General features: G+C 70.6%; 26 protein-coding genes. 11 read left to right on the forward strand and 15 right to left on the reverse strand.

Annotated elements, in window-relative coordinates:
* Positions 1 to 52 precede the first annotated feature (52 nt).
* The 4 genes from acpS to folK all read right to left on the reverse strand — a co-directional run bounded on the left by acpS (position 53) and on the right by folK (position 3940).
* On the reverse strand, positions 53 to 472 hold the full coding sequence (gene acpS / locus MWM08_RS15980; RefSeq protein WP_244407496.1) for a holo-ACP synthase: 420 nt from the start codon (positions 470 to 472) through the stop codon (positions 53 to 55).
* A 71-nt stretch (positions 473 to 543) separates the two neighbouring features.
* Positions 544 to 2826 carry a RelA/SpoT family protein gene (locus MWM08_RS15985; protein ID WP_244407497.1) on the reverse strand — a complete coding sequence of 761 codons (2283 nt, stop codon included), beginning with the start codon at positions 2824 to 2826 and terminating at the stop codon, positions 544 to 546.
* 100 nt (positions 2827 to 2926) lie between these two features.
* Entirely contained in the window at positions 2927 to 3319 is a 393-nt protein-coding gene (gene rpoZ / locus MWM08_RS15990; RefSeq protein WP_244407498.1) for a DNA-directed RNA polymerase subunit omega, read from the reverse strand.
* A gap of 111 nt (positions 3320 to 3430) precedes the next feature.
* Complete coding sequence (gene folK, locus MWM08_RS15995) at positions 3431 to 3940, reverse strand: 2-amino-4-hydroxy-6-hydroxymethyldihydropteridine diphosphokinase (protein WP_244407499.1); 510 nt, start codon at positions 3938 to 3940, stop codon at positions 3431 to 3433.
* A 95-nt stretch (positions 3941 to 4035) separates the two neighbouring features.
* Here folK and MWM08_RS16000 point away from each other — a divergent pair, with 95 nt between their 5' ends.
* Positions 4036 to 4692, forward strand: a complete 657-nt coding sequence (locus MWM08_RS16000) for a LabA-like NYN domain-containing protein (protein WP_244407500.1) — start codon at positions 4036 to 4038, stop codon at positions 4690 to 4692.
* A complete protein-coding gene (locus MWM08_RS16005) occupies positions 4689 to 5348 on the forward strand; it encodes a uracil-DNA glycosylase (protein WP_244407501.1) in 660 nt (219 codons plus the stop codon). The genes MWM08_RS16000 and MWM08_RS16005 overlap by 4 nt, the downstream gene beginning before the upstream one ends.
* Here MWM08_RS16005 and MWM08_RS16010 read toward each other — a convergent pair.
* From MWM08_RS16010 to dapA, 4 genes are all read right to left on the reverse strand, one after another.
* Positions 5340 to 5906: a glutathione peroxidase gene (locus MWM08_RS16010; protein ID WP_244407502.1), complete on the reverse strand. Its 567-nt coding sequence runs from the start codon at positions 5904 to 5906 to the stop codon at positions 5340 to 5342. The two genes, MWM08_RS16005 and MWM08_RS16010, sit on opposite strands and share 9 nt — an antisense overlap.
* Positions 5899 to 6567, reverse strand: coding sequence for a sulfite oxidase-like oxidoreductase (locus MWM08_RS16015; protein ID WP_244407503.1), 669 nt, complete (start codon positions 6565 to 6567; stop codon positions 5899 to 5901). The genes MWM08_RS16010 and MWM08_RS16015 overlap by 8 nt, the downstream gene beginning before the upstream one ends.
* Positions 6568 to 6622: 55 nt before the next feature.
* Entirely contained in the window at positions 6623 to 7117 is a 495-nt protein-coding gene (smpB, locus tag MWM08_RS16020) for an SsrA-binding protein SmpB (protein WP_244407504.1), read from the reverse strand.
* 170 nt (positions 7118 to 7287) lie between these two features.
* Positions 7288 to 8166 (reverse strand): 4-hydroxy-tetrahydrodipicolinate synthase, encoded by an 879-nt coding sequence (gene dapA, locus MWM08_RS16025; protein ID WP_244407505.1) that lies wholly within the window; start codon positions 8164 to 8166, stop codon positions 7288 to 7290.
* Positions 8167 to 8251: 85 nt separating this feature from the next.
* On the opposite strand from dapA, the gene MWM08_RS16030 reads away from it, so the two are divergent.
* The 7 genes from MWM08_RS16030 to MWM08_RS16060 all read left to right on the forward strand — a co-directional run bounded on the left by MWM08_RS16030 (position 8252) and on the right by MWM08_RS16060 (position 15063).
* Positions 8252 to 10213 (forward strand): lytic transglycosylase domain-containing protein, encoded by a 1962-nt coding sequence (locus MWM08_RS16030; RefSeq protein ID WP_244407506.1) that lies wholly within the window; start codon positions 8252 to 8254, stop codon positions 10211 to 10213.
* Positions 10210 to 11061: an alpha/beta fold hydrolase gene (locus tag MWM08_RS16035; RefSeq protein ID WP_244407507.1), complete on the forward strand. Its 852-nt coding sequence runs from the start codon at positions 10210 to 10212 to the stop codon at positions 11059 to 11061. Before MWM08_RS16030 ends, MWM08_RS16035 begins: the two co-directional genes overlap by 4 nt.
* Positions 11058 to 11495: a phosphatidylglycerophosphatase A family protein gene (locus MWM08_RS16040; protein ID WP_244407508.1), complete on the forward strand. Its 438-nt coding sequence runs from the start codon at positions 11058 to 11060 to the stop codon at positions 11493 to 11495. Before MWM08_RS16035 ends, MWM08_RS16040 begins: the two co-directional genes overlap by 4 nt.
* Positions 11495 to 11974 carry a CinA family protein gene (locus MWM08_RS16045; protein ID WP_244459975.1) on the forward strand — a complete coding sequence of 160 codons (480 nt, stop codon included), beginning with the start codon at positions 11495 to 11497 and terminating at the stop codon, positions 11972 to 11974. The genes MWM08_RS16040 and MWM08_RS16045 overlap by 1 nt, the downstream gene beginning before the upstream one ends.
* A gap of 138 nt (positions 11975 to 12112) precedes the next feature.
* Complete coding sequence (locus MWM08_RS16050) at positions 12113 to 13090, forward strand: Bug family tripartite tricarboxylate transporter substrate binding protein (protein WP_244407509.1); 978 nt, start codon at positions 12113 to 12115, stop codon at positions 13088 to 13090.
* An 87-nt stretch (positions 13091 to 13177) separates the two neighbouring features.
* Positions 13178 to 13792 carry a YcbK family protein gene (locus MWM08_RS16055; protein WP_244407510.1) on the forward strand — a complete coding sequence of 205 codons (615 nt, stop codon included), beginning with the start codon at positions 13178 to 13180 and terminating at the stop codon, positions 13790 to 13792.
* Positions 13793 to 13923: 131 nt separating this feature from the next.
* Positions 13924 to 15063: a DUF2252 family protein gene (locus MWM08_RS16060; RefSeq protein WP_244407511.1), complete on the forward strand. Its 1140-nt coding sequence runs from the start codon at positions 13924 to 13926 to the stop codon at positions 15061 to 15063.
* A 150-nt stretch (positions 15064 to 15213) separates the two neighbouring features.
* On the opposite strand, the gene MWM08_RS16065 is transcribed toward MWM08_RS16060, so the two are convergent.
* Positions 15214 to 16278: a threonine aldolase family protein gene (locus tag MWM08_RS16065; protein ID WP_244407512.1), complete on the reverse strand. Its 1065-nt coding sequence runs from the start codon at positions 16276 to 16278 to the stop codon at positions 15214 to 15216.
* A 71-nt stretch (positions 16279 to 16349) separates the two neighbouring features.
* Here MWM08_RS16065 and MWM08_RS16070 point away from each other — a divergent pair, with 71 nt between their 5' ends.
* Positions 16350 to 16877, forward strand: coding sequence for an amino acid synthesis family protein (locus tag MWM08_RS16070; RefSeq protein WP_244407513.1), 528 nt, complete (start codon positions 16350 to 16352; stop codon positions 16875 to 16877).
* 66 nt (positions 16878 to 16943) lie between these two features.
* On the opposite strand, the gene MWM08_RS16075 is transcribed toward MWM08_RS16070, so the two are convergent.
* On the reverse strand, positions 16944 to 18449 hold the full coding sequence (locus MWM08_RS16075) for an amidohydrolase family protein (RefSeq protein ID WP_244407514.1): 1506 nt from the start codon (positions 18447 to 18449) through the stop codon (positions 16944 to 16946).
* Positions 18450 to 18787: 338 nt separating this feature from the next.
* On the opposite strand from MWM08_RS16075, the gene MWM08_RS16080 reads away from it, so the two are divergent.
* Positions 18788 to 19615 (forward strand): glycosyltransferase family 61 protein, encoded by an 828-nt coding sequence (locus MWM08_RS16080; protein WP_244459976.1) that lies wholly within the window; start codon positions 18788 to 18790, stop codon positions 19613 to 19615.
* A gap of 10 nt (positions 19616 to 19625) precedes the next feature.
* On the opposite strand, the gene MWM08_RS16085 is transcribed toward MWM08_RS16080, so the two are convergent.
* The 5 genes from MWM08_RS16085 to MWM08_RS16105 all read right to left on the reverse strand — a co-directional run bounded on the left by MWM08_RS16085 (position 19626) and on the right by MWM08_RS16105 (position 24334).
* Positions 19626 to 20105 (reverse strand): type II toxin-antitoxin system RatA family toxin, encoded by a 480-nt coding sequence (locus MWM08_RS16085; protein ID WP_244407515.1) that lies wholly within the window; start codon positions 20103 to 20105, stop codon positions 19626 to 19628.
* A gap of 1 nt (position 20106) precedes the next feature.
* A complete protein-coding gene (gene lipA / locus MWM08_RS16090) occupies positions 20107 to 21105 on the reverse strand; it encodes a lipoyl synthase (RefSeq protein WP_244407516.1) in 999 nt (332 codons plus the stop codon).
* A gap of 63 nt (positions 21106 to 21168) precedes the next feature.
* A complete protein-coding gene (gene lpdA / locus MWM08_RS16095; protein ID WP_244407517.1) occupies positions 21169 to 22563 on the reverse strand; it encodes a dihydrolipoyl dehydrogenase in 1395 nt (464 codons plus the stop codon).
* On the reverse strand, positions 22563 to 23051 hold the full coding sequence (locus MWM08_RS16100; protein WP_244407518.1) for a GNAT family N-acetyltransferase: 489 nt from the start codon (positions 23049 to 23051) through the stop codon (positions 22563 to 22565). Before MWM08_RS16100 ends, lpdA begins: the two co-directional genes overlap by 1 nt.
* Positions 23048 to 24334: a pyruvate dehydrogenase complex dihydrolipoamide acetyltransferase gene (locus MWM08_RS16105; protein ID WP_244407519.1), complete on the reverse strand. Its 1287-nt coding sequence runs from the start codon at positions 24332 to 24334 to the stop codon at positions 23048 to 23050. Before MWM08_RS16105 ends, MWM08_RS16100 begins: the two co-directional genes overlap by 4 nt.
* Between the last annotated feature and the right edge of the window lie 13 nt (positions 24335 to 24347).

A 24347-nucleotide genomic window follows, 5' to 3' on the forward strand; every position in this document is an offset into this window, starting at 1 on the left:
CGCCGACCGGTCCGGCCGGGCGGCGCAGGGAAGCCAGCGCGCGCGGCGCCTGTCAAGGAAGCGGGACGGAAAGGGGGACGGCGGTGATGACGACCATGGCCTGCGCGTAGGGGAATTCGTCGGTCATGGTCAGCGCGATCTCGGCCCGGTGGCCGGGTGGCGTGATGGCGGCGAGGCGTTCGGCCGCGCCGCCGGTCAGGCGCAGCGTGGGCTGGCCGGAGGGCAGGTTGACCACGCCGAGGTCGCGCCAGAACACCCCGGCGCGGAAGCCGGTGCCGAGCGCTTTCGAAGCGGCTTCCTTGGCGGCGAAGCGCTTGGCGTAGGTCGCGGTGCGGATTCGTTCGGTGCGCTTCTGCGCCTTGGCACGTTCGGCCGGCGTGAAGATGCGATCGAGGAAGCGGTCGCCGTGCTTCTCGATGGTCTTCTCGATGCGGCGGATATCGAGGATGTCGGAGCCGATGCCGATGATCATGGGGAGTGTCTGCGCATCCGATTCACGCCTCCGGTGGGCCGCCGGGCCCGCCGGCGACCGGGCGCCGGCGGTCAGCCTTTCGCACGGTCGACCTGCGTCACGCCGGGGCAGGCGCGCAGCGCGGCCAGGATGGCGGCCAGGTGGCCGGTGTCGCGCACTTCGACGTCGACCAGTACCTCGCACCACTCGCCCGACCGGTTCACGATGCGCAGGTTGTTCACCGCGCCGTCCTGGCGCGCGATGGCGGTGGTCAGGCCGGCCAGCGCGTTCGATGTGTTCTCGGCGGTCAGTTCGATGCGCCCGACATGGCCGCCCTTGGCACCGCCATCATATTCCCAGTCCACGTCGATGAAGCGTTCGGGCGTGGCGGCGAAGGCCTCCAGCCCGTGGCAGTCGTGCTTGTGGATGGTCACGCCGCGGCCGGTGGTGACGATGCCAACGATGCGGTCGCCCGGCAGCGGATGGCAGCAGCCGGCGAAATGCACCGCCATGCCGGACACCAGGCCGGTGATGCCCATGGCGGTGTCGCCGCGCCGCGCCGAGGGCGGGCGGTCCGCCTTGCCGGGGGCAAGCGTCGGCCCGGCGCCGAGCCGCCCGCGCGGGCGCGCGAGCGGCATCTGGTCGATGCTGCGCGCGGGCGTGCGCAGTTCCGGCACGGCGGCGGTCAGCACATCGCGCGGGGAGTGGTTGCCGGTGGCGACGGCGATGCACAGCGCCTCGAAATCCGGCAGCTTCAGCACCTTCAGCGCGGGCTCGACCTGCTTTTCCGAGAAGTCGAGACCGGCGGCGCGGAACACCTTGGCGATCGCCGCGCGCCCTTCCTCCTTCTGCGTCGCACGCTGGCGGGCATGCACGAAGCGACGGATGCGCGCACGCGCCTTGCCGGTGACGACGAAGCGTTCCCAGGCCGGGTTGGGCGACCCGCCGCGGGCGGTGATGATCTCGACCTGGTCGCCGTTCTCGAGCGTGTGGCGCAGCGGCACGATCTTGCCGTTGACTTTCGCACCCACCGTGTTGTCGCCGACCTGGGAGTGCACCTGGTAGGCGAAGTCGACAGGCGTGGCGCCGCGCGGCAATTCGATCAGGTCGCCCTTGGGCGTGAAGCAGAAGACCTGGTCGCGATGCAGTTCGAGCTTCGTGTGGTCGAGGAAATCCTGCGGATCCGCGGCGGATTCCAGAATCTCCAGCAGGTCGCGCACCCAGGGGTAGCGCTTGCGCGTCGTGGCCGACCCCTCGCCCTGCTTGTAGACCCAGTGCGCGGCCACGCCGTACTCGGCGATGTCGTGCATCTCGCGCGTGCGGATCTGCACCTCGATCTTGGCGTTGCGCCGTTCGGGCACGGTCACGCCGGTGTGCACCGACTGGTAGCCGTTGGTCTTGGGCGTGCTGATCCAGTCCTTGAAGCGGCCGGGCACCACGCGATACGACGAATGGATGGCGCCGAGCGCCGCGTAGCAATCGCCCTTGTCGGCCACGATGACGCGAAAGGCCATGATGTCGGACAGCTGCTCGAACGCCACGTTCTTGCGCTGCATCTTGAGCCAGATGGAATAGGGCGACTTCTCGCGGCCGAGGATTTCCAGCACCTCGACGCCGGCCTCGCGCAGCACGCGGCGGATGTCCTGCTCGATCTCCTCGATCAGGTCGGCGCCCTGGCCGCGCAGGTAGGTCAGGCGCGCGGCGATGGTCTGCCAGGCATCCGGGTTCATCTCGCGGAAGGACAGCGTCTCGATCTCGGTCTTGAGCGCGTCCATGCCGATGCGTTCGGCGAGCGGGGCGTAGATCTCGAGCGTCTCGCGCGCCGTGCGCACGCGCTTCTCGGCCTTGGTGACGGCGGCGAGCCTGCGCATGTTGTGGAGCCGGTCGGCGAGCTTGACGATGAGGACGCGGATGTCCTCGCTCATGGCCAGCACCAGCTTGCGGAAATTCTCCGCCTGCTTGGTGCGTTCTGATTGCAGTTCGAGGCGCGTCAGCTTGGTCACGCCATCGACGAGGCGCGCGACTTCCTTGCCGAAGCGCTTTTCCAGTTCCGCCAGGGTGACGCCGGTATCCTCGACCGTGTCGTGCAGCAGGGCGGTTGCGACGGTCGCCGCATCGAGCCGGTAGTCGGCCAGGATGCCGGCAACGGCGAGCGGATGCACGATATAGGGCTGGCCGTCCTCGCGCTTCTGCGGCGCATGCGCCTCGGCGGCCAGCGCATAGGCGGCTTCGATCAGCGCGCCATCGGCGCGGGGGTCGTAGGCGAGGACCTGGCGGGCGAGTTCGGCGCCGGGATTGACCGCGGTGTCGGTGCGCAGGCCCTCGGGCGCGCGCGCCGGGCCGGTTCGTCGGGTGCCGCCGGCGCCCCCGGCCATCAGCGGCGCCCGCGCACGGGGGCGGTTCGGCCCGCGCGTGCATCCCGGCAGGTCAGCCGGGCGGCAGGGCGGGCCGATGCCGTCATGCGCGCGGGGCCGGCTAGCGCTTGCCGCCCAGCTCGGCGGCGATCGCGGCCTCGATGTCGTCGGGCGAGAGGTCCTCGGCGCCGGCGTCGGGCAGCGGCTCCTCGTTCACGTCCATGATACCGAAGATGTTCTCGTCGGTGGCGATGATGTCCATCACCTCCTCCTCGGCGGGCTCGGGCTCCGGCGCGCGGGACAGCGACTTGATCAGGTCGCCTTCCAGGGCGGCGAGCTCGACGCGTTCCTCGGCGATCTCGCGCAGGGCGACGACGGGGTTCTTGTCGTTGTCGCGGTCGACCTCGATCTCCTCGCCGCGGGCGATGTTGCGCGCGCGCTGGGCGGCGAGCAGCACCAGCTCAAAGCGGTTCGGGATCTTCTCGATGCAGTCTTCGACGGTGACGCGCGCCATGAGGTGGCTCCAGGCTGTTCGGCGGGCGCGCGGCGGGGGGCGCGCACCCGGGATATGCGGTAAACGATCCACATAGACAGTGGCGTGCTGCGGTGCAAGGCGGATGGCGGGTCAGGCGGGGCCGATGCGCCGGATCGCTTGGTCCGCGACGCCCGGAAGCAGCGCCGCCACCCCCTGCCCCAGCACCGGATGGACCCAGCCTGGCGCCACCTCCGCCAAAGGCCGCAGCACGAAGGCGCGTTGATGCGCCCGCGGATGCGGCAACACCGGCGGCCCGGCCTGAACTCGCCCGCCCAGGTCGATGAGGTCCAGGTCCAGCACGCGCGGCGCGTTGGGGTAGGGCCGGGCGCGCCCGGCCGCGTCCTCGATGGCATGCAGCGCGGCCAGCAGCGCGGCGGGCGCAGCCTCGCCGTGCAGCAGCGCCACCCCGTTCACGAAGGGGGGCGATGCCGGGTCGGGCGGGATCGGCGCGCTCTCCCACCAGGAGGAGACCGCGACGACCCGCATCCCCGGGATGGCACAGAGGCGGCCGACAGCCCAGGCGCAGGTCTCTCGCGCGCTGGTTCCATCCGGGCGCGGAAGGTTCGCGCCGATCGCCACCAGCGCCGCCTCAACGGCCATGACAGCACCGCCCGAAGCGTGTAGCGGTCCGTATCCCGCCGATTTGCGGGGGACTCGCGGTGCATTTCAGAAGGAATTTGAAGGTGAGCAGTGGCATGAGGCGGGGCGGTGGCGCCGAGCGGGTCGGGTTGTTCGTGGATGGCGCGAACCTCTACCACACATCCCGCGCGCTGGGCTTCGAGATCGATTTCGCGGCGATGCTGGGCTTCTTCCGCGGCGGGACCTACCTGGTGCGCGCCTTCTACTACACCGCGCTGATCGAGACCGAGGACTATTCCCCGCTGAGGCCGCTGACCGACTGGCTGGCCTATAATGGCTGGCAGGTGGTGACCAAGCCGGCCAAGCAGCAGGCCGATCCGAACGGGCGCATGCGCATCAAGGGCAACATGGATGTCGAGCTCGCGGTCGATATGCTCGAGATGGCGCCGCAGCTGGACCACGTCGTGCTGTTCTCGGGCGATGGGGATTTCCGCCGGCTGGTCGAGGCGGTGCAGCGGATGGGCGTGCGGGTGACCGTGGTCTCGACCGTGCGGTCCCAGCCGCCGATGATCGCCGACGAATTGCGCCGCCAGGCGGATGCCTTCATCGACCTCGAGGAGATCGCGCCGGACATCACGCGCCGCCAGGTGGAACCGCGCGGGCGGCCTGCCCCGGCGGCCGCTGCCGCGACACCCGCACCCGCGCCGGCACGCCCCACCCGCGCCACGCCGGCCGACCCCTTCGCCGACACCACGCTGGACCCCGAAGTGTGAGCCAGGCGGCCTTGCCGGCCGGCGCGGCGCCCGGCCATGACTGCCCGTTATGCCCGCGCCTGGTGGCCTATCGCGCGGCCAACCGCGCGGCGAACCCTGGCTGGCACAACGGGCCGGTGCCGTCCTGGGGCCCGCACGACGCGCCGCTGCTGGTGCTGGGCCTGGCACCCGGCGTGCGCGGGGCGAACCGCACCGGGCGGCCCTTCACCGGGGATTACGCCGGGCGGCTGCTCTACGGAACGCTGTTGAAATTCGGCGTGGCGCGGGGCGAATTCCTCGAGGACCCGACGGACGGGATGGAATTGCTCGGCTGCCGCATTGCGAACGCGGTGCGCTGCGTGCCGCCCGAGAACCTGCCCACCCCGGCCGAGATCAGGACCTGCAACGGCTTCGTGCAGGCTGAAGTCGCGGCGATGCCGCGGCTGCGCGCGGTGTTGGCGCTGGGCGTGGTGGCGCATGGCGCGCTGCTGCGCGCGAAGGGGATCCCGGCGAGCCGCTATGCCTTCGCGCATGGCGCGGTGCACACCCTGCCGGACGGGCTGTGGCTGGCGGATTCCTACCATGTCAGCCGGTACAACACGTCCACCAAGCGGCTGACGGCGGAGATGTTCGAAGGCGTGGTGCAGGCGCTGCTGGCGCGGCTCGCCTCAGGCTGAAGGGGCGGCGAGCGCCGCCTCGATCGCCTGAACCATGGCCGGGCTGTCCGGCGCGACCGAGGTCGCGAAGCCGCGCACGCTGCGCCCGTCCCGCGCCACCAGGTATTTGTGGAAGTTCCAGCGCGGCTCGCCGCCCGCGCGCTGCGCCGCCCAGCGGAAGAAGGGGTGCGCCTGCACGCCGCGCACGCGCGTCAGCCCCGCCATCGGGAAGTCGATGCCGAACTGCGCGTCGCAGAATTCGCGCACCTGCTGGTTGGTGCCGGCTTCCTGGTTGAAGTCGTTCGACGGCACGCCCAGCACCACCAGGCCGCGCGCGGCGTAGCGTTCATGCAGGCGCTGCAGGGCGGCGTATTGCGGGGTGAAGCCGCAGAAGGACGCTGTGTTCACCACCAGCAGCACGCGGCCACGCCAGGCGGCGAAGTCGTGCTCGCCGCCCTCGATCGCGGGGATGCGGAAGGTGAAGGCGTTGGTGTCGGGGCCGGCCGCCATGATCAGCGGCGCGCCCAGCAGCAGCGCACGGCGCGGTGCGCGCAGCGCGGGGTACGGCATGTCAGCCATAGCGTTCCTCCATCCAGGGGTCGCCGCGATTGTGGTAGCCGCGAACTTCCCAGAAGCCAGGTCGGTCCTCGGCCAGCAGCTCGATCCGGGTGATCCATTTCGGGCTTTTCCAGAAATACAGCCGCGGCAGCACCAGGCGCACCGGGGCACCGTGCTGGCGTTCGAGCGGCTTGCCCTCGAAGGCATGCACCAGCATCACGTCATCGGCGGCGAAATCGGCCAGGGTGAGATTGGTGGTGTAGCCGTCGTAGCTGGTCATGGAGACGAAGCGCGCCTCGGGCTTCGGCTGCGCCAAGGCAAGCAGGTCGGCGGTCTTCACGCCGGCGAAGCGGTTGTCGTAGCGCGACCACTGGGTCACGCAGTGGATGTCGACCACCATCTCGCTCTGCGGCAGGGCCATGAAGCCATCCCAGTCGAGCGCGATGCGGTTCTCGACCAGGCCTTCCACGCGCAGGCGGAATTTTTCGCGCGCGACATCCGGCTGCACGCCGAGGTCGAGCACCGGCCAGTCGCGCACCAGGGTCTGGCCGGGCGGCAGGCGGTCGCGCTCGGGGTCGCCATGCGTGCCGGTCAGCAGCCGGCCTTCCTCGGCCCAGCGTTCCTTGGTGCGGATCAGCTTGTCCTTGATCGCGCCGGTCGTGGGGATGTCGTCCTCGGCCATCAGGGGTCTCCTGCCGGTGCTTACGTGCGGCGCGCGGCGATGGATGCAAGGGTTGCTATTCGCGGCCCTTGTTGCGCATCAGCCGGGCCTTGTCGCGCTGCCAGTCGCGCGCGGCGATGGCGGCACGCTTGTCGTGCTGCTTCTTGCCCTCGGCCACGCCGAGCAGAACCTTGGCGCGCCCGCGGTCGTTGAAGTGGATATCCAGCGGCACCAGCGTCGAGCCTTCGCGCGTGATGGCGCCGGTCAGGGTTTCCACCTGCTTGCGGTGCAGCAGCAGCTTGCGCGGCCGGCGCGGTTCGAAACGCGAGACGAAGGACCCGGCCTGCCATTCGGGGATATAGGCGTTGAACAGCCACATCTCGCCGTCGCGCTCGCCGGCCCAGGCCTCGGTCAGCGTGGCGCGGCCGGCGCGCAGCGACTTCACCTCGGGGCCCACCAGCGCGAGCCCGGCCTCGATCGTCTCGTTGATCTTGTAATCGAAGCGCGCCTTGCGGTTCTGCGCGGCAATGCCGTGCGAGATCAGGCCCGACTTCTTCTTCTCAGGTGACATGGTTCATGCCCTCAGACGGCGGGCGCCGGCATCCGCCGGCTTGCCTTTGCGCCATGAGCTGGCGTGTCGGGGGCGGCGGGCGGGTTGGGCGCGGTCGCGCTGTGCGCTCCCGGAGTCCGCATGTGCGGCCTCCGCAATAAGCGGGGGGTTGGTCGGTCGGGCTGCCGCGTTCAGTTCAGCAGCCCCACCGAGACCATCGCCTCGCGCACGCGGGCCTTGCTGGTGTCGGCGATCGGCGCCATCGGCAGGCGGCAATGCTCTGTGCTCTTGGCCAGCAGGCTCGCGGCGTACTTCACCGGACCGGGTGAGGTCTCGCAGAACAGCGCGTCATGCAGCGGGACCAGGCGGTCCTGGATCGCCATCGCCTCATCCGTGCGGCCGGCGCGCCAGGCCTTGTGCATCTCGGCGCACAGCCGCGGGGCGACATTGGCGGTGACGGAAATGCAGCCCACCCCGCCCGAGGCGTTGAAGGCCAGCGCCGTATGGTCCTCCCCGCTCAACTGGATGAAGTCGGGCCCGCAGCTGCGCTTGGTGTGCAGCGGGCGCGCCAGGTTCGCGGTCGCGTCCTTCACGCCCACGATGTTCTTGTGCCTGGCCAGCCGCGCCATGGTCTCGACCGAGATGTCGACCACGCTGCGCCCGGGGATGTTGTAGACGAACATCGGCAGGTCGACGGCATCCGCGATGGCGGTGAAATGCAGGAACAGCCCCTCCTGCGTCGGCTTGTTGTAGTAGGGCGTGACCACCAGCGTGGCATCCGCCCCGGCCTTCTTGGCGTGGTGCGCGAAGTCGATCGCCTCGGCGGTGGAATTGCTCCCCGCGCCGGCAATCACCGGCACGCGGCCGCGCGTGGCGTCCACGCACATCTCGACCACGCGCTTGTGCTCGGCGTGGGAGAGCGTGGGGCTCTCGCCGGTCGTGCCGACCGGGATCAGGCCTTCCGTACCCTCGGCGATCTGCCATTCCACCAGTTCCTGGAAGGCTTTCTCGTCCACGGACCCGTCCTGGCGCATCGGCGTGATGAGCGCGACCATCGAGCCCCTGAACATGGCGGTTTCCTCCGTGGCGAGAGGCGGAACCTAGGCGCGTCGCACCCCCGGGACAAGGCTGGGGCGGATCGGGTAGGTAGGATGCATGCGCCGCCTGATGATCCTGGGCCTGCTGGCCCTGCCGCTCCCTGCCCTCTCGCAGCCCTGGGCGCCCGACGGGGCGCGTGCCGCCGGGCGCCAGGCGCTGGCCGCCGCAGGCGTCGGGCGATATGCGGAGGCCGAGAGCTTCGCCGCCGCCGCCGATCCGCTCGCCGCGAAGATCGTGCTCTGGATGCGCCTGTCGAATCGCGCCGCGCCGGCCTCGGCCGCCGAGCTGGTGGCCTTCCTGGCCGAGAACCCCGACTGGCCGCTGCCCGATGCCATGACTCGCCGCGCCGAGGCCGCGCTGTCGGCCGACCCGGACGATGCGCTGGCGCTGCGCCACTTCGCCCGCAGCCCGGCGCGCACCCTGGCCGGCGCCTTGCGCCATGCCGAGGCGCTGGACCGCGCCGGGCGCGGTGCGGATGCCCGCGCCGTGATCCGCCGCGGCTGGGCGGAGACCGCCGGCGACGCCTTCGCGGAAGAAAACGCGCTGCTGCGCTTCACCGCGGCACTGACCGAGGACGATCACTGGACGCGCTTCGACCGGCTGGCCTTCGCGCGGGACCTGGGCGGCGCGTCGCGCGCGGCCGGGCGGCTGACCGGCGCGCGCGCGGCAGCGGCGAATGTCCGCCTGGCCCTGGCCCGCGACGACGACGCCGCGCTGGCCGCCCGCCCCACCGATATCGGCTGGGCCTACGAGCACGCCCGCCTGCTGCGCCGGCGCGACCGCGACGCCGAGGCCGCCGCCGCCTGGGCCGCCGCCGAACGCCTGCAGTCGGGCCTGGCCGGCGATGCCGCCCGCGCGGTCTGGGCGGAGCGCCAGGTGCTCGCGCGCAAGCTGCTGCGCCTGGGGCAGGAACGCGAGGCCTATCGCACCGCCGCCGCGCATGGCCAGGCGGCCCCCGGCGAGGCCCGGCAGGAGGGCGAGTTCCTCGCCGGCTTCATCGCGCTGCGCCGGCTGAACGACGCGACGGCGGCGGAACGGCATTTCGTGGCCCTCGCGCAGGACAGCCGGTCGGTCATCACCCGCGCGCGCGCGGGGTATTGGCAGGGGCGCGCGCTGGCGGCGCGGGGCGATGCCGCGGGCGCACGGGCGCGCTACGCGGCGGCGGCCGAATTGCCGGTGGCCTTCTATGGGCAGCTGGCGGCCCTCGCGATGGGGGAGAACGAGGCGCAGCTCTCCCAGCGCGTCGCGCGTGCCGCGACACCGCCGGTCACGCCACCGCGCGCGGCGGACTTCACCGCGCGGGAACTCACGCGCGCGGTGCTGACGCTGGCCGATCTGGGCGATACGCGGCGAGCCCGCGTGTTCCTGCTGCGGCTCGAGGATCTGGCGAATGATGGCACGGACCGGATGCTGGCCGCGCGGCTGGCGGCGCATATCGGCCGCCAGGACCATGCGGTGTGGGTGGCGCGTCGCGCCGGCGCGGCGGGGGACATGCTGCTGCCGATCGGCTGGCCCACGCCCTACACCCCGCCGGTCAGCCAGCCCGAGCCCGCCTTCATCCACGCCATCACGCGGCAGGAGAGCAACTTCGACACCGAGGCTGTCAGCGGCGCCAATGCGCGCGGGCTGATGCAGTTGCTGCCCTCGACCGCCACGCTGGTGGCGCGTCGGCTGGGCCAGCCCTTCAACGTCGCGCAGCTGACCGCGAGCCCGGAGGTGAACATGCGCCTGGGGGCCGCCTTCCTCGACGAAATGCTGAACCGCTATGGCGGCACGCTGCCGCTGGCGGCGGCGGCCTACAATGCCGGGCCGGGGCGCGTGGATCAGTGGCTGGGCACCTATGGCGATCCGCGCGGCGGCGATGTCGACATGATCGACTGGATGGAACAGATCCCCTTCACCGAGACGCGCAACTACGTCCAGCGGGTGATCGAGAACGTCATCGTCTATCGCGCGCGGGATGCCTCGGCGGCGGCGCGCGAGCATCCGCTTGCACCCTATCTGCGAGCCGCCCGGTGACGCCGCGGCGCGTCACGCTGTCTGCCCGCGATGGGCTTGCGGTCTCGGCCCTGGAATGGCCGGGGCCGGCGGATCGCGCGCCGGTGCTGGTGCTGTCGGGCATCTGCCGCACGGCGCTGGATGCGGTGACCATCGCGGCGCACCAGGCGGGCAAGCGGCGCGTGGTGGCACTCGACTACATCGGCCATGGCGAGAGCGCGCGCGCCACCGACCCCGCCCGCTACCGGCCCGAGGTCCTGATCCGCGACGTGATGGATGCCATGGCCGCACTGCACCTGCATGGCGTGGTGGTGGTCGGTACGTCCTTCGGCGGGCTGGCGGCGATGGCGATATCCGTCATGCGCCCGGCGGCGATCGCGGCGGTGGTGCTGAACGACATCGGCCCGCGCATCGAACCCGTGGGGCGCGAGGCGGTGGTCGATTTCATCGGCACCGACCCCGCCTGCGCCACCTTCAACGAAGCCCTGGCCTGGTTCCGCGCGCGGCATCCGCCCATGCCGTTGCTGGATGACGCGGGCTGGCGCGACTTCGCCGCGCGCACCTACGCGCAGGGCGAGGACGCGCACTGGCATCCGCGCTGGGATATCCGCATTGCGCAGCAGGCGGTGGGCGATGCGGCGGGGCCGCCGCCTGATCTCTGGCCCTTCTTCGGCGCGCTGGCCACACGTCCGCTGCTGCTGGTGTGGGGCGAGGAAAGCCGGCTGCTGAGCGGCGCGACGGTGGCGCAGATGCAGCGCGAGGCGCCGGCGATGCGGCTGGCGGTGCTGCCGGGCACCGGCCATGCGCCGACGCTGGGCGAGGCGCCGGCAGCGACGGCGATCGAGGCCTTCCTGGACGGGCTGCCGTGACGGGCGCACACGCGGTCGCGACGCTGGGCGGGATCGGCCGGCTGAAGCCCGCACCCGGCACCTGGGGGTCGCTGGTGGTCTTGCCCGCGGCGCTGCTCGGGCCGCTCGCCTGCGTCGTGCTGGCGGTCGCGGTCGCACTGGCGGGCTGGGCCGCGGTGCGCAGCGTGCTGGCCGAGGGCGGCGAGCAGGATCCTGGCTGGATCGTGGTGGACGAGGCGGCGGGGATGCTGCTGGCGCTCGTCGCCACGCCCGCAGGCTGGGGCTGGCTGGGCGTGGCGGCGGCCTTCGCGCTGTTCCGCTTCTTCGACATCGTGAAGCCCTGGCCGGTCTCCTGGGCGGATGGGCTGCATGGCGCGACCGGCGTGATGCTGGACGACGTGATCGCCGGTGCCATGGCCGGCGCGCTGCTGCTGCTGGCGGGAGGGTTGTGGTGATGCTGCCGGAGGCGACACTCGACCAGGCGCGCGCGGTGCTCGCGGCGCTCGAGGCACGGGGGCTGACCTTGGCCACGGCGGAATCCTGCACCGGCGGGCTGATCGCGGCCGCGCTGACCGCCATCGCCGGGTCGTCCTCGGTCGTGATGGCGGGATTCGTGACCTATTCCAACGCGGCCAAGATGCGCATGGTCGGCGTGGGCGAGGCGACGCTCGCCGCCCATGGCGCGGTGAGCGAAGCGGTGGCGCGCGAGATGGCCGAGGGCGCACTGCGCGAAGCGGGCGTGGACATCGCGCTGTCCTGCACCGGCATCGCCGGGCCGGGCGGGGCCACGCCGGGCAAGCCGGTCGGGTTGGTGTTCATCGGTTGCGCGCGGCGCGGCGAAACGACGGTGGTCGAACGCCACGTTTTCCCGGGCGACCGCACCAGCGTGCGCGCGTTGACCGTGGCGGCGGCGCTGCGCCTCGCGGCGGCGTAATCGCGGGCGCGCCCGCTGACGGCACCGACACCCGACCAGAGGTCCGGCCGCGCGGCTTGACACCCTGCCGCCGCGCGCGTTCGGTGGCAGGGATCGCGCCGGGCACATGGCGTGGCACATTGGGAAGGAAGCCGTTCCATGGACCGCCGCAGCCTTCTGCGCGCACTCGGCGCCGCGCCCCTTGTCCCCGCCCTGCCGGCGCGCGCCCAGGCACCCGCCTGGCGGCCCGACCGCCCCATCCGCTTCGTCGTGGGCTTCGCCGCGGGCGGCAGCACCGACACCTCGGCGCGGATCGTCGCGAACGCGATCAGCCCGCGGCTCGGCCAGCCGGTGGTGGTCGAGAACCGCGTCGGCGCGGCGGGCAACATCGGCAGCGAGCATGTCGCGCGCAGCGCGCCGGATGGGCATACCTTCGTGGTGGCGTCGGTCGGCACGCATGCGACCAACCAGTTCCTGTACCGCGCCCTGCCCTTCCATGTGGCGCGGGATTTTTCCCCCGTCTCGCTCGTGCTTGTGAGTGCCGCGGTGATCGTGGTGAAGCCATCCCTGCCGGTGAACTCCGTGGCCGAGCTGGTGGCCTATGCGCGCGCCAATCCGGGGCGGCTCAACATCGGCACCAGCGGCGTGGGCGGCACGCAGCATTTCGCGGCCGCGCTGTTCGAGCAGCGCGCGGGCGTGCAGTTCACCCACGTGCCCTATCGCGGCGGCGCGCCGGCCATGCAGGACCTGGTGGGCGGTCGGCTCGACCTGGTGTTCTCGCCTCTGGCGGAGACCATGTCCTTCATCCAGTCCGGCCAGGTCCGCGCACTGGGGGTGACGCGGACCGAACGCATGCCGGCGCTGCCCGACATCCCCGCGATTGCCGACACCGTGCCGGGCTACGCCTTCAATTCCTGGATCGGCATCTTCGGCCCCGCGCGGCTGCCCGCGCCCATCGTCAATGCCATGTCGCAGGCGATCGCCGAGGGTGTGCGCCAGCCCGATGTGAACCGGCGCATGACGGAGCTCGGATACCTGCCGGTCGGCGGCGATGCCGAGGCCATGGCCGACCTGCAGCGGCGCGACCTGGCGCTGATGGAGGAACTGGTGCGCCTGACCGGCGCCAGCGCGGACTGAGGCGCGCAGGCCACATCCGACGCACAGCCTGCGCGCGACTCGCCCGCCGGGTTGCTCGCGCCGCGGGCGGCGGCGCATGTTGCGCCCATGCGTGAACCGCCCGGCCCTGCGCGCCTGCGCCGCCGCCTGCTGCTGACGGCCCTGCCGGTCGCCGCGGCGGGCGCCGCACGCGCGGACCCTGCCCCCGCGGCCGAACCCGTCGCCCCGCAAGTGCTGGACATGCGCAGCTTCGCACAGCAGCCCCCGGTGCAGGACCGCCACCGCTGGATCTGGATCCAGAACGAGGCGCGCGAGGAAGTGGCGGTGGCCTACCGCACGGGGCAGGACTACGACATCCGCGCATTGGCGCGGCTGCAGCACCTGTTCCGCGACCTGCGGGCGAATATCGCGGGGCCGCTGCCGCCGCTGCTGCTCGACATGCTCTCGTTGATCCAGGAACGCTTCAACTATGCGCGGCCGATCCGGCTGATCTCGGGCTACCGCACGCCGGCGACGAATGCGTCATTGCCCTTCGCCGCGCCGAACAGCCTGCACATGCGCGGCATGGCGGCGGATATCGTGGTGCCGGGCTTGTCGCAGGCGGATGTCTGCAGCCTGGCGATGATGTATTCGCAGCACCTGGGATTCATGGGCGTGGGCTGGTACGGGTCCTTCACGCATGTGGATATCGGCCCCAAGGCATCCTGGAGCCGGATGCTGTAGCTCGGGCTACCCTGCCCTGCCTCGCTGCGACGCCGCCGGTCCTTGCCTTCGCACGCATCCGGTCGTGGCCGGCCCTGGCACGCGGCGACGGGCTATATTGGCGGCGGAAGCGGCAGGGAGCGAGTGCGGCCATGGATGACATCGTCGCCTCGGTGCAGGCCCATGAGGCGTGGCTCGATGAACGGCTCGCCGGCGCGACGCGGCGCGACGACCTCGACCGCAAGCATCTCAAGATGGCCGGCAGCGCCTTCGACTTCCTGCGCGCAACCTACTGGCGCTGGTGCGAGCACGCGCCCGGCCTGGCCGACACGCCGGTGGTGCTGTCGGTCGGCGACATCCATGTCGAGAATTTCGGCACCTGGCGCGATGTCGAGGGGCGCCTCGTCTTCGGCGTGAACGACTTCGATGAGGCGGCGCCGATGCCATGGCCGCAGGACCCGCTGCGGCTGCTGGCCAGCGCCGTGATGGGCGCGCGGGAGAAGGCGCCCTGGGCGCCGCGGCAATCCTTCGCCGCATTGCTGCTCGCGGGCTATCGGGACGGGATCGCCGCTCCCCGGCCGCTGATCCTGGACGGCACGGGCGGCCTGTCCGACAGCCTGGTCGCGACCACTGAGGAAGACCACCGGAGTTTCTGGGAGGAGGAGGAGGACGAGGCGAAGCAGCGCGCGGAGGATCCGCCAGCGCGGTTTCGGACTGTACTCGAACGCGCTTTCCCGCCTGATGCGGTGATCGAAGACTTCTATGCGCGCGAGGCGGGGCTCGGCAGCCTGGGGCGGCCCCGCTTCGCCGCGCTGGCGCGGTTCCATGGCGGGCGCGCGCTGCGCGAGGCGAAGGCGCTGGTGCCCTCGGCTTGGACGCTGCGGCCAGATGCCTCGGCGGAGGCGAACCACACCGCCGCCGCGGCCGCCGGCGCACATCGTTCGCCCGATGCCTGGTTCGCGGTGCAGGACGGAATTGCGCGGCGGCGCCTGTCGCCGAACAACCGCAAGATCGAATTTCCGAAGAAGATATCCGGGCACATGACGCCGCGGCCGCTGCACCCCGACATGCTGTACGCGATGGGCCACGACCTTGCGGCGATCCATGCGGGCACCGAGGGCGCCGCCGAGGCCATCGCGGCGGCGCTGGCCGGCAAGGGCGGCGACCCGGCCTGGCTGGAAGACGCGGCGATGCGTCTGGTGCAGCGGGTCGAGCAGGACCATGCGGCCTATGTCGCAGCCAACCCCGATTTGGCGGCGAAGGCCTCGGAAAAGAAGAAGAAGAAGAAATAGCGGCGCGCGCCGGCACCATCAGGGGCCGCTTGAGAAGACGCGCTTCGGCGCCGTCTCAAGGTCCGGCACGGGCCCGCACCCGACCCGGCCACCCGCATCGATATCCTGGGCTGGGGGGGCGGCTGGGGGTCGGAGTCGTCAAACCGGCACTCAGGCGGCGAGTGCGAGGCGGATCTCGGCCACCGCCTCATCGATCATCGGCGCCGTCACATCGAGATGCGTGCAGGCGCGCACGCGGCCGCCGAGGCCGCTGACCGCCACGCCGCGCATGGTCAGCTTCGCCTGCAGCTGCTCGACCGTCATGCCGGTGCCCTTGATGTCGAAGAACACCAGGTTGGTGTCGGGTTCCTCGACCACCACGCCCTCGATTTGGCGCAGGCCGCGGGCGAGTGCCTTGGCGTTCGCGTGGTCCTCCGCGAGGCGATCGACATGGTGATCCAGCGCGTAGATGCAGGCGGCCGCGCAGATGCCGGCCTGGCGCATGGAGCCACCCAGGCGCTGCTTCCAACGCCAGGCGCGACCAATGAATTCGGAATCGCCGCAGAGCACGGCGCCGAGTGGTGCGCCGAGGCCCTTGGTGAAGTCGAGCCACACGGAATCATAGCCGGCGACCATGTCCTTCGGCGCGATGCCCGCACCGACGCAGGCATTCATCAGCCGCGCGCCGTCCATGTGGGTGGCCCAGCCCTGTTCGTGCGCGACATCCGCCACGGCATTCAGCTGCGCGAGCGGCCAGATGGCGCCGCCGCCGATGTTGGCGGTCTGCTCGACTTCCAGCAGGCGCTGCGGGGGCGCGTAGCGGGTCTTGGGGCGGATCGCGGCGCGCACGTCGTCGGCGGTGAACATGCCGCGCGGGCCCTTCATGGGCATGATCTGCACGCCGGTGAGCGCGGCGTGGGTACCGCCCTCGGAATGCAGGATGTGGCTCGTCTCGTGCGCGATGACCTCGTCGCCCTTGCCGCAATGGGTGAGGATGGCGATGACGTTGCACATGGTGCCCGACGGCAGGTACATCGCCGCCTCCTTGCCCATCAGCGCGGCCATGCGGTCACACAGTTCGTGCACGGTGGGGTCGTCGCCGTGCTGCTCGTCGCCGACCTCGGCGCGCATCATGGCGTCCTTCATCGCGGGTGTGGGGCGCGTCTGCGTGTCGGAATACAGGTTGATGCGGGTCGGCGGCGCGCCGGCGGGCGGGCGGTTCGGGGCATGGACCATGGGCGTGTCGTCCTGGCTGGAGTTGCGCGCAGGATGCCCGCGGCGCGAGGATTGGGCCAGGGGGTGCCGTGATGGTCGCAATCCGCAAGATCGCGCTGCTGCGCGAGGAAGCGTTTTCCGAGATGGGCGAGGCCGGCGCGCGGCCGGTGGTGCGCGCGGTGGCGATGGTGGTGATCGCGAACCCCTTCGCCGGGCGGTTCGTCGCAGACCTGTCTGAACTGGTGGAGGCGGGCGGCGTGCTGGCCGCGCGCGTCGCATCCGACCTGGTACGGATGCTGGCAGGGCCGGCGGTGGCCTATGGCAAGGGCGCGATCGTGGGTGCGGCCGGGGAGATCGAGCACGGCCACGCGCTGCTGCATCCGAAGATGGGCGCGCCGCTGCGGGCTGCGATCGGCGGTGGGGCCGCGCTGATCCCTTCTGCGGCGAAGGTGGGCGCCGTGGGATCGGCGCTGGATCTCCCGCTCGGCCACAAGGACGATGCCTGGTCGCGCGGGCATTTCGACGCGATGACCGTCAGCCTGGGCGACGCACCGCGCCCCGACGAGATCCTGGTGGCGATGGCGCTGTGTGACGGCGGCCGCCTGCTGCCCCGAATCTGATCGCGGGGTCCGGGGGGCACGCATGCCCCCCGGTGGGGTGCAGGGGCAGCGCCCCTGCCCTTTTGGCTACCCCGCCAGCACGTACCCATACACCTTGTTGCTGCGATCCCCGCCCGTTGCGGCGTAATCGCGCTTCACGCGCGCGACGCCGTCATCCTCGAGCCCCGCGCGACGCCAGTCGTAATTGTACATGCGCGCCGAGGTGCCGCCGAAGATCGCTGTCTTGACCGGCCCGTCCGCGGGCCCGAGCGGTGCGAAGCCGTGCTGGCGCTGCATCGCCTCCGGGATTTCCAGCCGCCGAAGCGCCTCGATCTGCCATTGCGGGGAGCCGGTCCAGATCGCGTCCGTGCCCCAGACCACGTGGTCGGCACCGAGCCCGCGGATCAGCGTGCCCATCAGCGCGGCGCAGAGGCCTGGTTCGATCACCGTGGTCTGCGCGAAGATCTGGCCGAGGTCGCCATAGACGTTGGTGACGCCGTATTTCGCCGGGATCTCCGACAGTTCCGTGGTCCAGTCGACGCGGCCGGTGCGGTTGAACTGCTCGACGCCCATGCCGGCGCCGCCGCCGCCGGTCCAGCGATAGGCGGAGTGGTAGATAACGAAGTTGATCTGCGGCCAGTCCTTCGCGGCCTTGCCGACATCGTCCACGCCGGCATAGGGCAGGAGGTGGGGGAATTGCTGCGTCACCTGCTGCGGGAACAGCCCCTTGTGCACGCAGACGATGTTGGTGCCTGCGCGCAGGATGCGTTCGTAGAAAGGGTACATCAGGCGTTCGTCGTCCATCCGCCAGGGATGGATGGCCAGGTGCTTGTTGGTGTTGTCGCCGATCGTGTAGCCCTTCCAGGAGTCCGGGCGGAGTTGTTCGATGCAGCGCTCGACCTCGTCCATCCAGCCGGGCTGGCCCGGGGTAAAGATGGCGTGGGAAAGCACGCGGCGGCGCCCGGCGGCGTCGTTCACGCGCTTGCGGGCATCGAACTTCATGTCGTTGGTGAGGAACCAGTCGATCGGTTCCTCCGACGGGGCGCCGGAGATCAGCGCGACCTTGGTGTCGGAATCGAGGAAGACCTCCTTGAACCAATTGGCCTCCATCAGGTCCTGGATGGTCTGGTCACGGCCCACCAGGTCGGGGTTCCAGCCGGCCTGGCCGACGGCGCGGCGCGCGTTCACGAAGGTCATGATGCGCGTGTCGGGGCGCAGGAAATGCGTGTGCACGTCCATGATGAACTGGTCGCGCAGGGTTGCGAGGCGCGCATCCGCCGCACCGGGTGTCTGGGCTTCCGCGCGGGAGACGGCGTAGAGCGGGCCGTGCACCTCGTTCATGGCGACGAAGGCGGCGGCCATGCCGGCGGCGGTCTGGAGGAAGCGGCGGCGGCCCAGGCCCTGCGCGCCGCCGATCTCGTCGGCCATCTGCTTGATGCGCGCCTCGACCTGCTTCTGCTTGTCGGTCTGGGGCATCGGCCAGAATTCGTCGGAGGAAGCGACCTGGGTCGGGATCGGCGAGGGGAACATGGCGTTCTCCTCATCCGCGGCGCGCAGTTGCGCGAGGTCGTCGTCGGTGAGGAAACCGCCCATCGTCTTTCTCCCTGCCGCTGCGGCGGGGAAAGTCTCGACCGGGCGCCCCGTGGGTTGCAAGCGTGGCGTGCAGGGGCGGCGTCGGGATGCGATCACGCCAGCGTGCAGCATGGCGCCGCGTGGGAAGATGCGCACAGGCCCGGGGCATCGCGCAGGGCGGCGGCGAAGGTTGACGGCCCCATGTTTTGACCTGACCGTCCGCCGCGGCGCGGCGTGGCCGTGCAGACCGGGCATGCCCACTGCATCGTCCTGCCGCGGATACGCGCCAGCCCGCGACGGCGGGGCGACGCGCGAGCGCGACATGAATGGGGGAAGGCTGGGTGGAGCGAGCGCCGTTGATGATCGTGCCCGCCAATCGCGGCGGATCGGTCGAACACTTCTACCACTTCCTGTTCGGCTACCTGTTGCCGTTCCTCGATATCTGCCACCCGCTGCGCGAGCACCGGCGGTTCCTGCTGCGCGACTGCGGCCCGATGAACAGGCTATTGCGGGAGTTGGACGGCTTTGAGATCGCCCTGTTGCCGACGTGGCAGGTCCTGGGCAGCGTGCTGGCGAACAACCCGTCGCTCGGTGCGCTTCCGAAGCTGGTCGCACCGGGCTTCGACGCGCCAGCGGCCTACGATGCCGCGGTGCTGCGCCGGATACGCGCGCTGGTGCCGGAACTGTTCGCCGCACGCCTGGCGGCCGCGGCCGAGCGCCACCCGCAGGCCGCGTCGGATCGCCTGGTGCTGATGGTCGACCGCGCGCCGCAGGACCCATTCTATGCCTCGCCGCGGTCGGAAAAGCGCGGCGCAGGCGCGCAGGTTCGCAGTATCCCCAACATGGCCGAGATCCACGCCGCGGTCGCCGCGCGCTACGAAGTGCTGGTCGTGCGGCTGGAGACGCTGCCCTTCTTCGAACAAGTGTACCTGTTCTCGCGCGCCTGGCGCGTGGTGGGGCAGCACGGCGCGGGCCTCGCCCACATGATCTGGGCGCGCGAGGATGCCGCGCTGGTCGAAGCGATCCCAAGCCCCAATGGCGTCCCGATCGGCAAGGTCGCCTACGCGGCGATATTCCGCGGTGTCTGCAGCAAGATCGGGGTGCGCTGGCACGGCATTCTGCAGGAAGACAACCACGTGATGCTGCCGCCGGCGCGCGTGCTCAAGGGGCTGGCGGCGCTCGACTGAGGCGCCGGCCTTATCGGCTGGCGGAAGGGGCCGGCGTGCCCGGCGCGACAGGCGCCGTGGTGCGACCGTACAGCACCATGGCGCGGCGTTCGAAGGCGCGCACCATCAGGCGCACCGCCTCGTTGAACACCACACCGATCGCCATCTGCAGGATGCGCGACCTGAATTCGAAATCGACGAAGAAGTCGACCTCGGTGCCATCGGCTACCGGGCGGAAGCGCCAGTGGTTGTTCAGGTAGCGGAAGGGGCCGGTCTCGTACGCCACATGGATGTGGTCGGGGCGTTCGAGCGTGACTCGGGAGCGGAAAGTCTCGCGGAACATCTTGAAGCCGATGGTCAGGTCGGCGACCAGTTCGCCATCCGTGCGCGAGAGGATGCGCGCGCCCACGCACCAGGGCAGGAATTCCGGGTAGCGGCGCACATCGGCCACCATGTCGAACATCTGTTCAGGCGTGTAGCGCAGGACGCGCGTTTCGGCGTGCGTGGGCATGTCAGGCGCGCACCCCGAGCCGTGCGCTGCGCGCGTCGCGCAGGGCATCTTCCCGCGCGCTGCGCAGCGCAACGAAGTCGCGGTCGGCGTGATATGAACTGCGCGTCAGCGGCGTGGCCGAGACCAGCAGGAAGCCCTTGCCGCGCGCGGCCTTAGCGTAGTCGTCGAATTCGTCGGGTGTCACGAATCGATCCACAGCAGCGTGTTTCACGCTCGGCTGCAGATACTGCCCGATGGTGAGGAAATCGACATCCGCCGAGCGCAAATCGTCCATCACCTGCAGCACCTCGATCCGTTCCTCGCCCAGCCCGACCATGATGCCGGACTTGGTGAAGATGGAGGGGTCAAGCTGCTTCACGCGGTCGAGCAGGCGTAGCGAATGGTAGTAGCGCGCGCCGGGCCGGATCGTCGGGTACAGGCCGGGCACGGTTTCGAGGTTGTGGTTGAACACGTCGGGCCGCGCAGCAACGACGACTTCCAGCGCGCCGTCCTTGCGCAGGAAATCGGGCGTCAGGATTTCGATGGTGGTGGCCGGCGCGCAGGCGCGGATGGCACGGATGGTCTGCGCGAAGTGTTCCGCGCCGCCATCGGCCAGGTCGTCGCGGTCAACGCTGGTGATGACCACGTGGCGCAGGCCCAGCGTTGCCACCGCCTCACCCACGCGGCGGGGTTCGTCGGTGTCGAGCGGCTTCGGGATGCCGGTGGCGACGTTGCAGAAGGAACAGGCGCGGGTGCAGGTCTCGCCCATGATCATCATGGTGGCGTGGCGCTGCGACCAGCATTCGCCGATGTTCGGGCAGGCCGCTTCCTCGCAGACCGTGACCAGGTTCTTCTCGCGCATCAAAGCGCGGGTCTCGTGATACACCGGGTGCGTGGGCGCCTTCACCCGGATCCAGGCGGGCTTGCGCTGGATGGGGTTGTCCGGGCGATGCGCCTTTTCCGGGTGCCTTTCGGCACCCGTGCGGACGGCGCGGTGGTCGATCTCGATGCGGGTGGTCATGCTGAAGTTCCGGCCCGTCATATAGGGCCTTGCGCGCGTTTCCGCGAGGTTACGGCGAGTGATTCAGATGTGGATCACCCGACCATAGGCATCGAGGACGGATTCGTGCATCGCCTCGGACACCGTGGGGTGCGGGAAGACGGTGTGCATCAACTCGGCCTCGGTGGTCTCGAGCGTGCGGGCGATGGTGTAGCCCTGGATCATTTCGGTGACCTCCGGGCCGACCATGTGGGCGCCGAGCAGCGCTCCGGTCTTGGCGTCGAAGACCGTCTTCACGAAGCCCTCGGGCTCGCCCATGGCGATGGCCTTGCCGTTGCCGATGAAGGGGAAGCGGCCGACCTTGAGCTCGAAGCCCTTCGCCTTGGCCGCGGCTTCGGTGAGGCCGACGCTGGCCACCTGCGGGCGGCAATAGGTGCAGCCAGGGATGTTCAGCACGTCCATCGCGTGCGGGTGCATCCCGGCGATCGCCTCGACCGTGATGATGCCTTCGTGGGACGCCTTGTGGGCGAGCCAGGGCGGGCCGGTCAGGTCGCCGATGGCGTAGATGCCGGGTTCGCCGGTGCGACCCATGGCGTCGGTCACGACATGGGTGCGGTCCACCTGCACCTTGGTGCCTTCGAGTCCAAGGTCTTCCACGTTGCCGACGATGCCGACCGCGCTGATCAGGCGGTCGGCCTTGATCTCGCTGACCTTGCCGGCGACTTCCACGATGGCGGCGACACCGTCGCCCTCCTTGCGCACGCCCTGGACCTTGGCCCCCGTGATGACCTTCATCTTCTGCTTCTCGAAGGCCTTGTGGACGAAGGCGGAGACCTCGGCATCCTCGACCGGGAGGATGCGGTCCATGGCTTCGATCAGCGTCACCTCGCTGCCCATGTTCAGGTAGAAGGACGCGAATTCGCTGCCGATCGCGCCCGAGCCGATGACGATGAGCCGCTTGGGCAGCGCGGGCGCGACCATGGCTTCGCGATAGGACCAGATCAGCTTGCCGTCTGGCTCCATGCCCGGCAGGACGCGCGCGCGGGCGCCGGTGGCGAGGATGATGTGCTTCGCGGCCAGGTCGGCGACCGGCTTGCCGTCCTTGGTGACGCTTAGCTTGCCGGGGCCCGCCAGCTTCGCGTGCCCGTCGAAGACCGTGACCTTGTTCTTCTTGAGCAGGTGCTTCACGCCGCCGGAGAGCTGGCTTGCGACACCGCGGCTTCGCTTCACGACCTTGGCGAAGTCGAAGCGCACATTGTCGGCGGCGAAGCCATAGGCATCGAGGCTGTGCAGCAGGTGGTTGATCTCGCTGGCGCGCAGCAGCGCCTTGGTCGGGATGCAGCCCCAGTTGAGGCAGATGCCGCCGAGGTTCTCGCGCTCCACCAGCGCGACCTTCATCTTGAGCTGGGAGGCGCGGATGGCGGCGACGTAGCCGCCGGGGCCGCCGCCGACGACGATGAGGTCAAAGGTCTCGGCCATCACGCGGCCTCCTGCGCCAGGGTTGCAAGCGCGTCGCCGGCCAGGCGCCGCGTGATCCATTCCTTCAGCGCCTCGGCGCCCATCGCGTCGTAGGTGGCGATGGCGGGCGTGTTCCAGTCGAGCACGTTCCAGGCGAGGCGCCCGCCGCCCTCGGCCAGAGTGTCCTTCGCGAGCCGCGCAAACAGCGCCTTGGCGATGCCGCGCCGGCGGAAGGCCGGTTCCACCCAAAGGTCTTCCAGCCAACGCCCATGGCGGGCCAGGAAGGTGGAGAAGGTCCAGTGGTACAGCGCGATGCCGGCAGCTTCGCCGTTCACTTCCGCCACCAGGCACCCCGCGCGCTGCGGCGTGCCGAAGATCGCGGCGTGGAAGTCGGCGTCTGTGCCCTTCGCTTCGTGGGCGAGCTTCTCGTACTCGGCCAGCGCGCGCACGAAGCGCGCGATGGTCGGCACGTCGGCGGGCACCGCCTCGCGGATCGCGAGCGAGGTCACAGCATCAGGCTCAGCGGATCCTCGATGGTGCGCTTCAGCGCCTGCATGAATTCCGCCGCCAGCGCGCCATCGATCACGCGGTGGTCGACCGACAGCGTGCAGGTCATCACCGTCGCGATCGCCAGCGCGCCATCCTTCACCACCGGCTTCTGCAGCCCGGCCGAGACCGCCAGGATGCCGGCCTGCGGCGGGTTGATGATCGCGCTGAAATCGCTGACCCCATACATCCCCATGTTGGAGATGGAGAAGCCGCCGCCCTGGAATTCCTCCGGCTTCAGCTTGCCGGACTTGGCCCGCGCCGCGAGGTCCTTCATCTCCGCGCTGATCGCCGCCAGGCCCTTCGTGTCGGCGTGGCGCACGATCGGCGTGATCAGCCCCTCGGGGATGCTGACAGCCACCGAGATATCGACATCGTGGTACTGGATGATCGCGTCCTCGGTCCAGGACGCGTTGCAGGCGGGAAAGCGGCGCAGCGTCGCGGCCGTCGCCTTGATCACCAGGTCGTTGACCGACAGCTTGAAAGCCCCCGGCCCGTCCTTGGGCGACCGCGCATTGAGGTCGCCGCGCAGCTTCAGCAGCGCGTCGATCTCGATATCCATCGTCACGTAGAAATGCGGGATGGTCGCCTTGGATTCCGACAGGCGGCGCGCGATCACCTTGCGCATCGTGCTGTTCGGCACGGCGGTGTGCGGCGCGGTGGTCGAGAACGGCGTCGCGGCCGGCTTCGGCGCGGGCGCGGCGGCGGGCGCGGGTGCCGCGGCAGCCGGCGCGGCGGCAGGCCCACGCGACAGCGCCGCCTCGATATCCGCCTTCACGATGCGGCCATTCGGGCCGGAGCCCTTCACGCCAGCCAGGTCCACCCCGGCCTGCTGCGCCATGCGGCGCGCCAGCGGCGAGGCAAACACGCGATCGCCACCCGAAGGCGGGAGCGGCTGCGGGTTCAACGCGGCCGGCGCCGCAGCGGCGGGTGCAGGCGCCGCCGCGGGTGCAGCAGCCGCTGGCGCGGGTGCCGCAGCCGGCGCGCCCGAGGGCACCGCCTCCCCGGCATCCACCAGCACCGCGATCACGTCGTTCACCTTCACGCCCTGCGTGCCATCCGGCACGACGATCTTACCGAGGATTCCCTCATCCACGGCCTCCACTTCCATGGTCGCCTTGTCGGTCTCGATCTCGGCGATCACGTCGCCAGCCTTCACGCGGTCGCCTTCCTTCTTCAGCCAGCGCGCGAGGTTGCCCTCCGTCATGGTGGGGGAGAGCGCAGGCATCAGGATATTGGTTGCCATCTGCTGGTCCCCC

It is taken from the genome of Roseomonas fluvialis (assembly GCF_022846615.1).
Classification (GTDB): domain Bacteria; phylum Pseudomonadota; class Alphaproteobacteria; order Acetobacterales; family Acetobacteraceae; genus Neoroseomonas; species Neoroseomonas fluvialis.

Coding starts and splice junctions, on each gene's coding strand:
- acpS (WP_244407496.1), bottom strand. CDS start 472: ATGATCATCGGCATCGGCTCCGACATCCTCGATATCCGCCGCATCGAG.
- MWM08_RS15985 (WP_244407497.1), bottom strand. CDS start 2,826: ATGGCCGGGGGCGCCGGCGGCACCCGACGAACCGGCCCGGCGCGCGCG.
- rpoZ (WP_244407498.1), bottom strand. CDS start 3,319: ATGGCGCGCGTCACCGTCGAAGACTGCATCGAGAAGATCCCGAACCGC.
- folK (WP_244407499.1), bottom strand. CDS start 3,940: ATGGCCGTTGAGGCGGCGCTGGTGGCGATCGGCGCGAACCTTCCGCGC.
- MWM08_RS16000 (WP_244407500.1), top strand. CDS start 4,036: ATGAGGCGGGGCGGTGGCGCCGAGCGGGTCGGGTTGTTCGTGGATGGC.
- MWM08_RS16010 (WP_244407502.1), bottom strand. CDS start 5,906: ATGGCTGACATGCCGTACCCCGCGCTGCGCGCACCGCGCCGTGCGCTG.
- MWM08_RS16015 (WP_244407503.1), bottom strand. CDS start 6,567: ATGGCCGAGGACGACATCCCCACGACCGGCGCGATCAAGGACAAGCTG.
- smpB (WP_244407504.1), bottom strand. CDS start 7,117: ATGTCACCTGAGAAGAAGAAGTCGGGCCTGATCTCGCACGGCATTGCC.
- dapA (WP_244407505.1), bottom strand. CDS start 8,166: ATGTTCAGGGGCTCGATGGTCGCGCTCATCACGCCGATGCGCCAGGAC.
- MWM08_RS16030 (WP_244407506.1), top strand. CDS start 8,252: ATGCGCCGCCTGATGATCCTGGGCCTGCTGGCCCTGCCGCTCCCTGCC.
- MWM08_RS16045 (WP_244459975.1), top strand. CDS start 11,495: ATGCTGCCGGAGGCGACACTCGACCAGGCGCGCGCGGTGCTCGCGGCG.
- MWM08_RS16050 (WP_244407509.1), top strand. CDS start 12,113: ATGGACCGCCGCAGCCTTCTGCGCGCACTCGGCGCCGCGCCCCTTGTC.
- MWM08_RS16055 (WP_244407510.1), top strand. CDS start 13,178: ATGCGTGAACCGCCCGGCCCTGCGCGCCTGCGCCGCCGCCTGCTGCTG.
- MWM08_RS16060 (WP_244407511.1), top strand. CDS start 13,924: ATGGATGACATCGTCGCCTCGGTGCAGGCCCATGAGGCGTGGCTCGAT.
- MWM08_RS16065 (WP_244407512.1), bottom strand. CDS start 16,278: ATGGTCCATGCCCCGAACCGCCCGCCCGCCGGCGCGCCGCCGACCCGC.
- MWM08_RS16070 (WP_244407513.1), top strand. CDS start 16,350: ATGGTCGCAATCCGCAAGATCGCGCTGCTGCGCGAGGAAGCGTTTTCC.
- MWM08_RS16075 (WP_244407514.1), bottom strand. CDS start 18,449: ATGGGCGGTTTCCTCACCGACGACGACCTCGCGCAACTGCGCGCCGCG.
- MWM08_RS16080 (WP_244459976.1), top strand. CDS start 18,788: ATGATCGTGCCCGCCAATCGCGGCGGATCGGTCGAACACTTCTACCAC.
- MWM08_RS16085 (WP_244407515.1), bottom strand. CDS start 20,105: ATGCCCACGCACGCCGAAACGCGCGTCCTGCGCTACACGCCTGAACAG.
- lipA (WP_244407516.1), bottom strand. CDS start 21,105: ATGACCACCCGCATCGAGATCGACCACCGCGCCGTCCGCACGGGTGCC.
- lpdA (WP_244407517.1), bottom strand. CDS start 22,563: ATGGCCGAGACCTTTGACCTCATCGTCGTCGGCGGCGGCCCCGGCGGC.
- MWM08_RS16105 (WP_244407519.1), bottom strand. CDS start 24,334: ATGGCAACCAATATCCTGATGCCTGCGCTCTCCCCCACCATGACGGAG.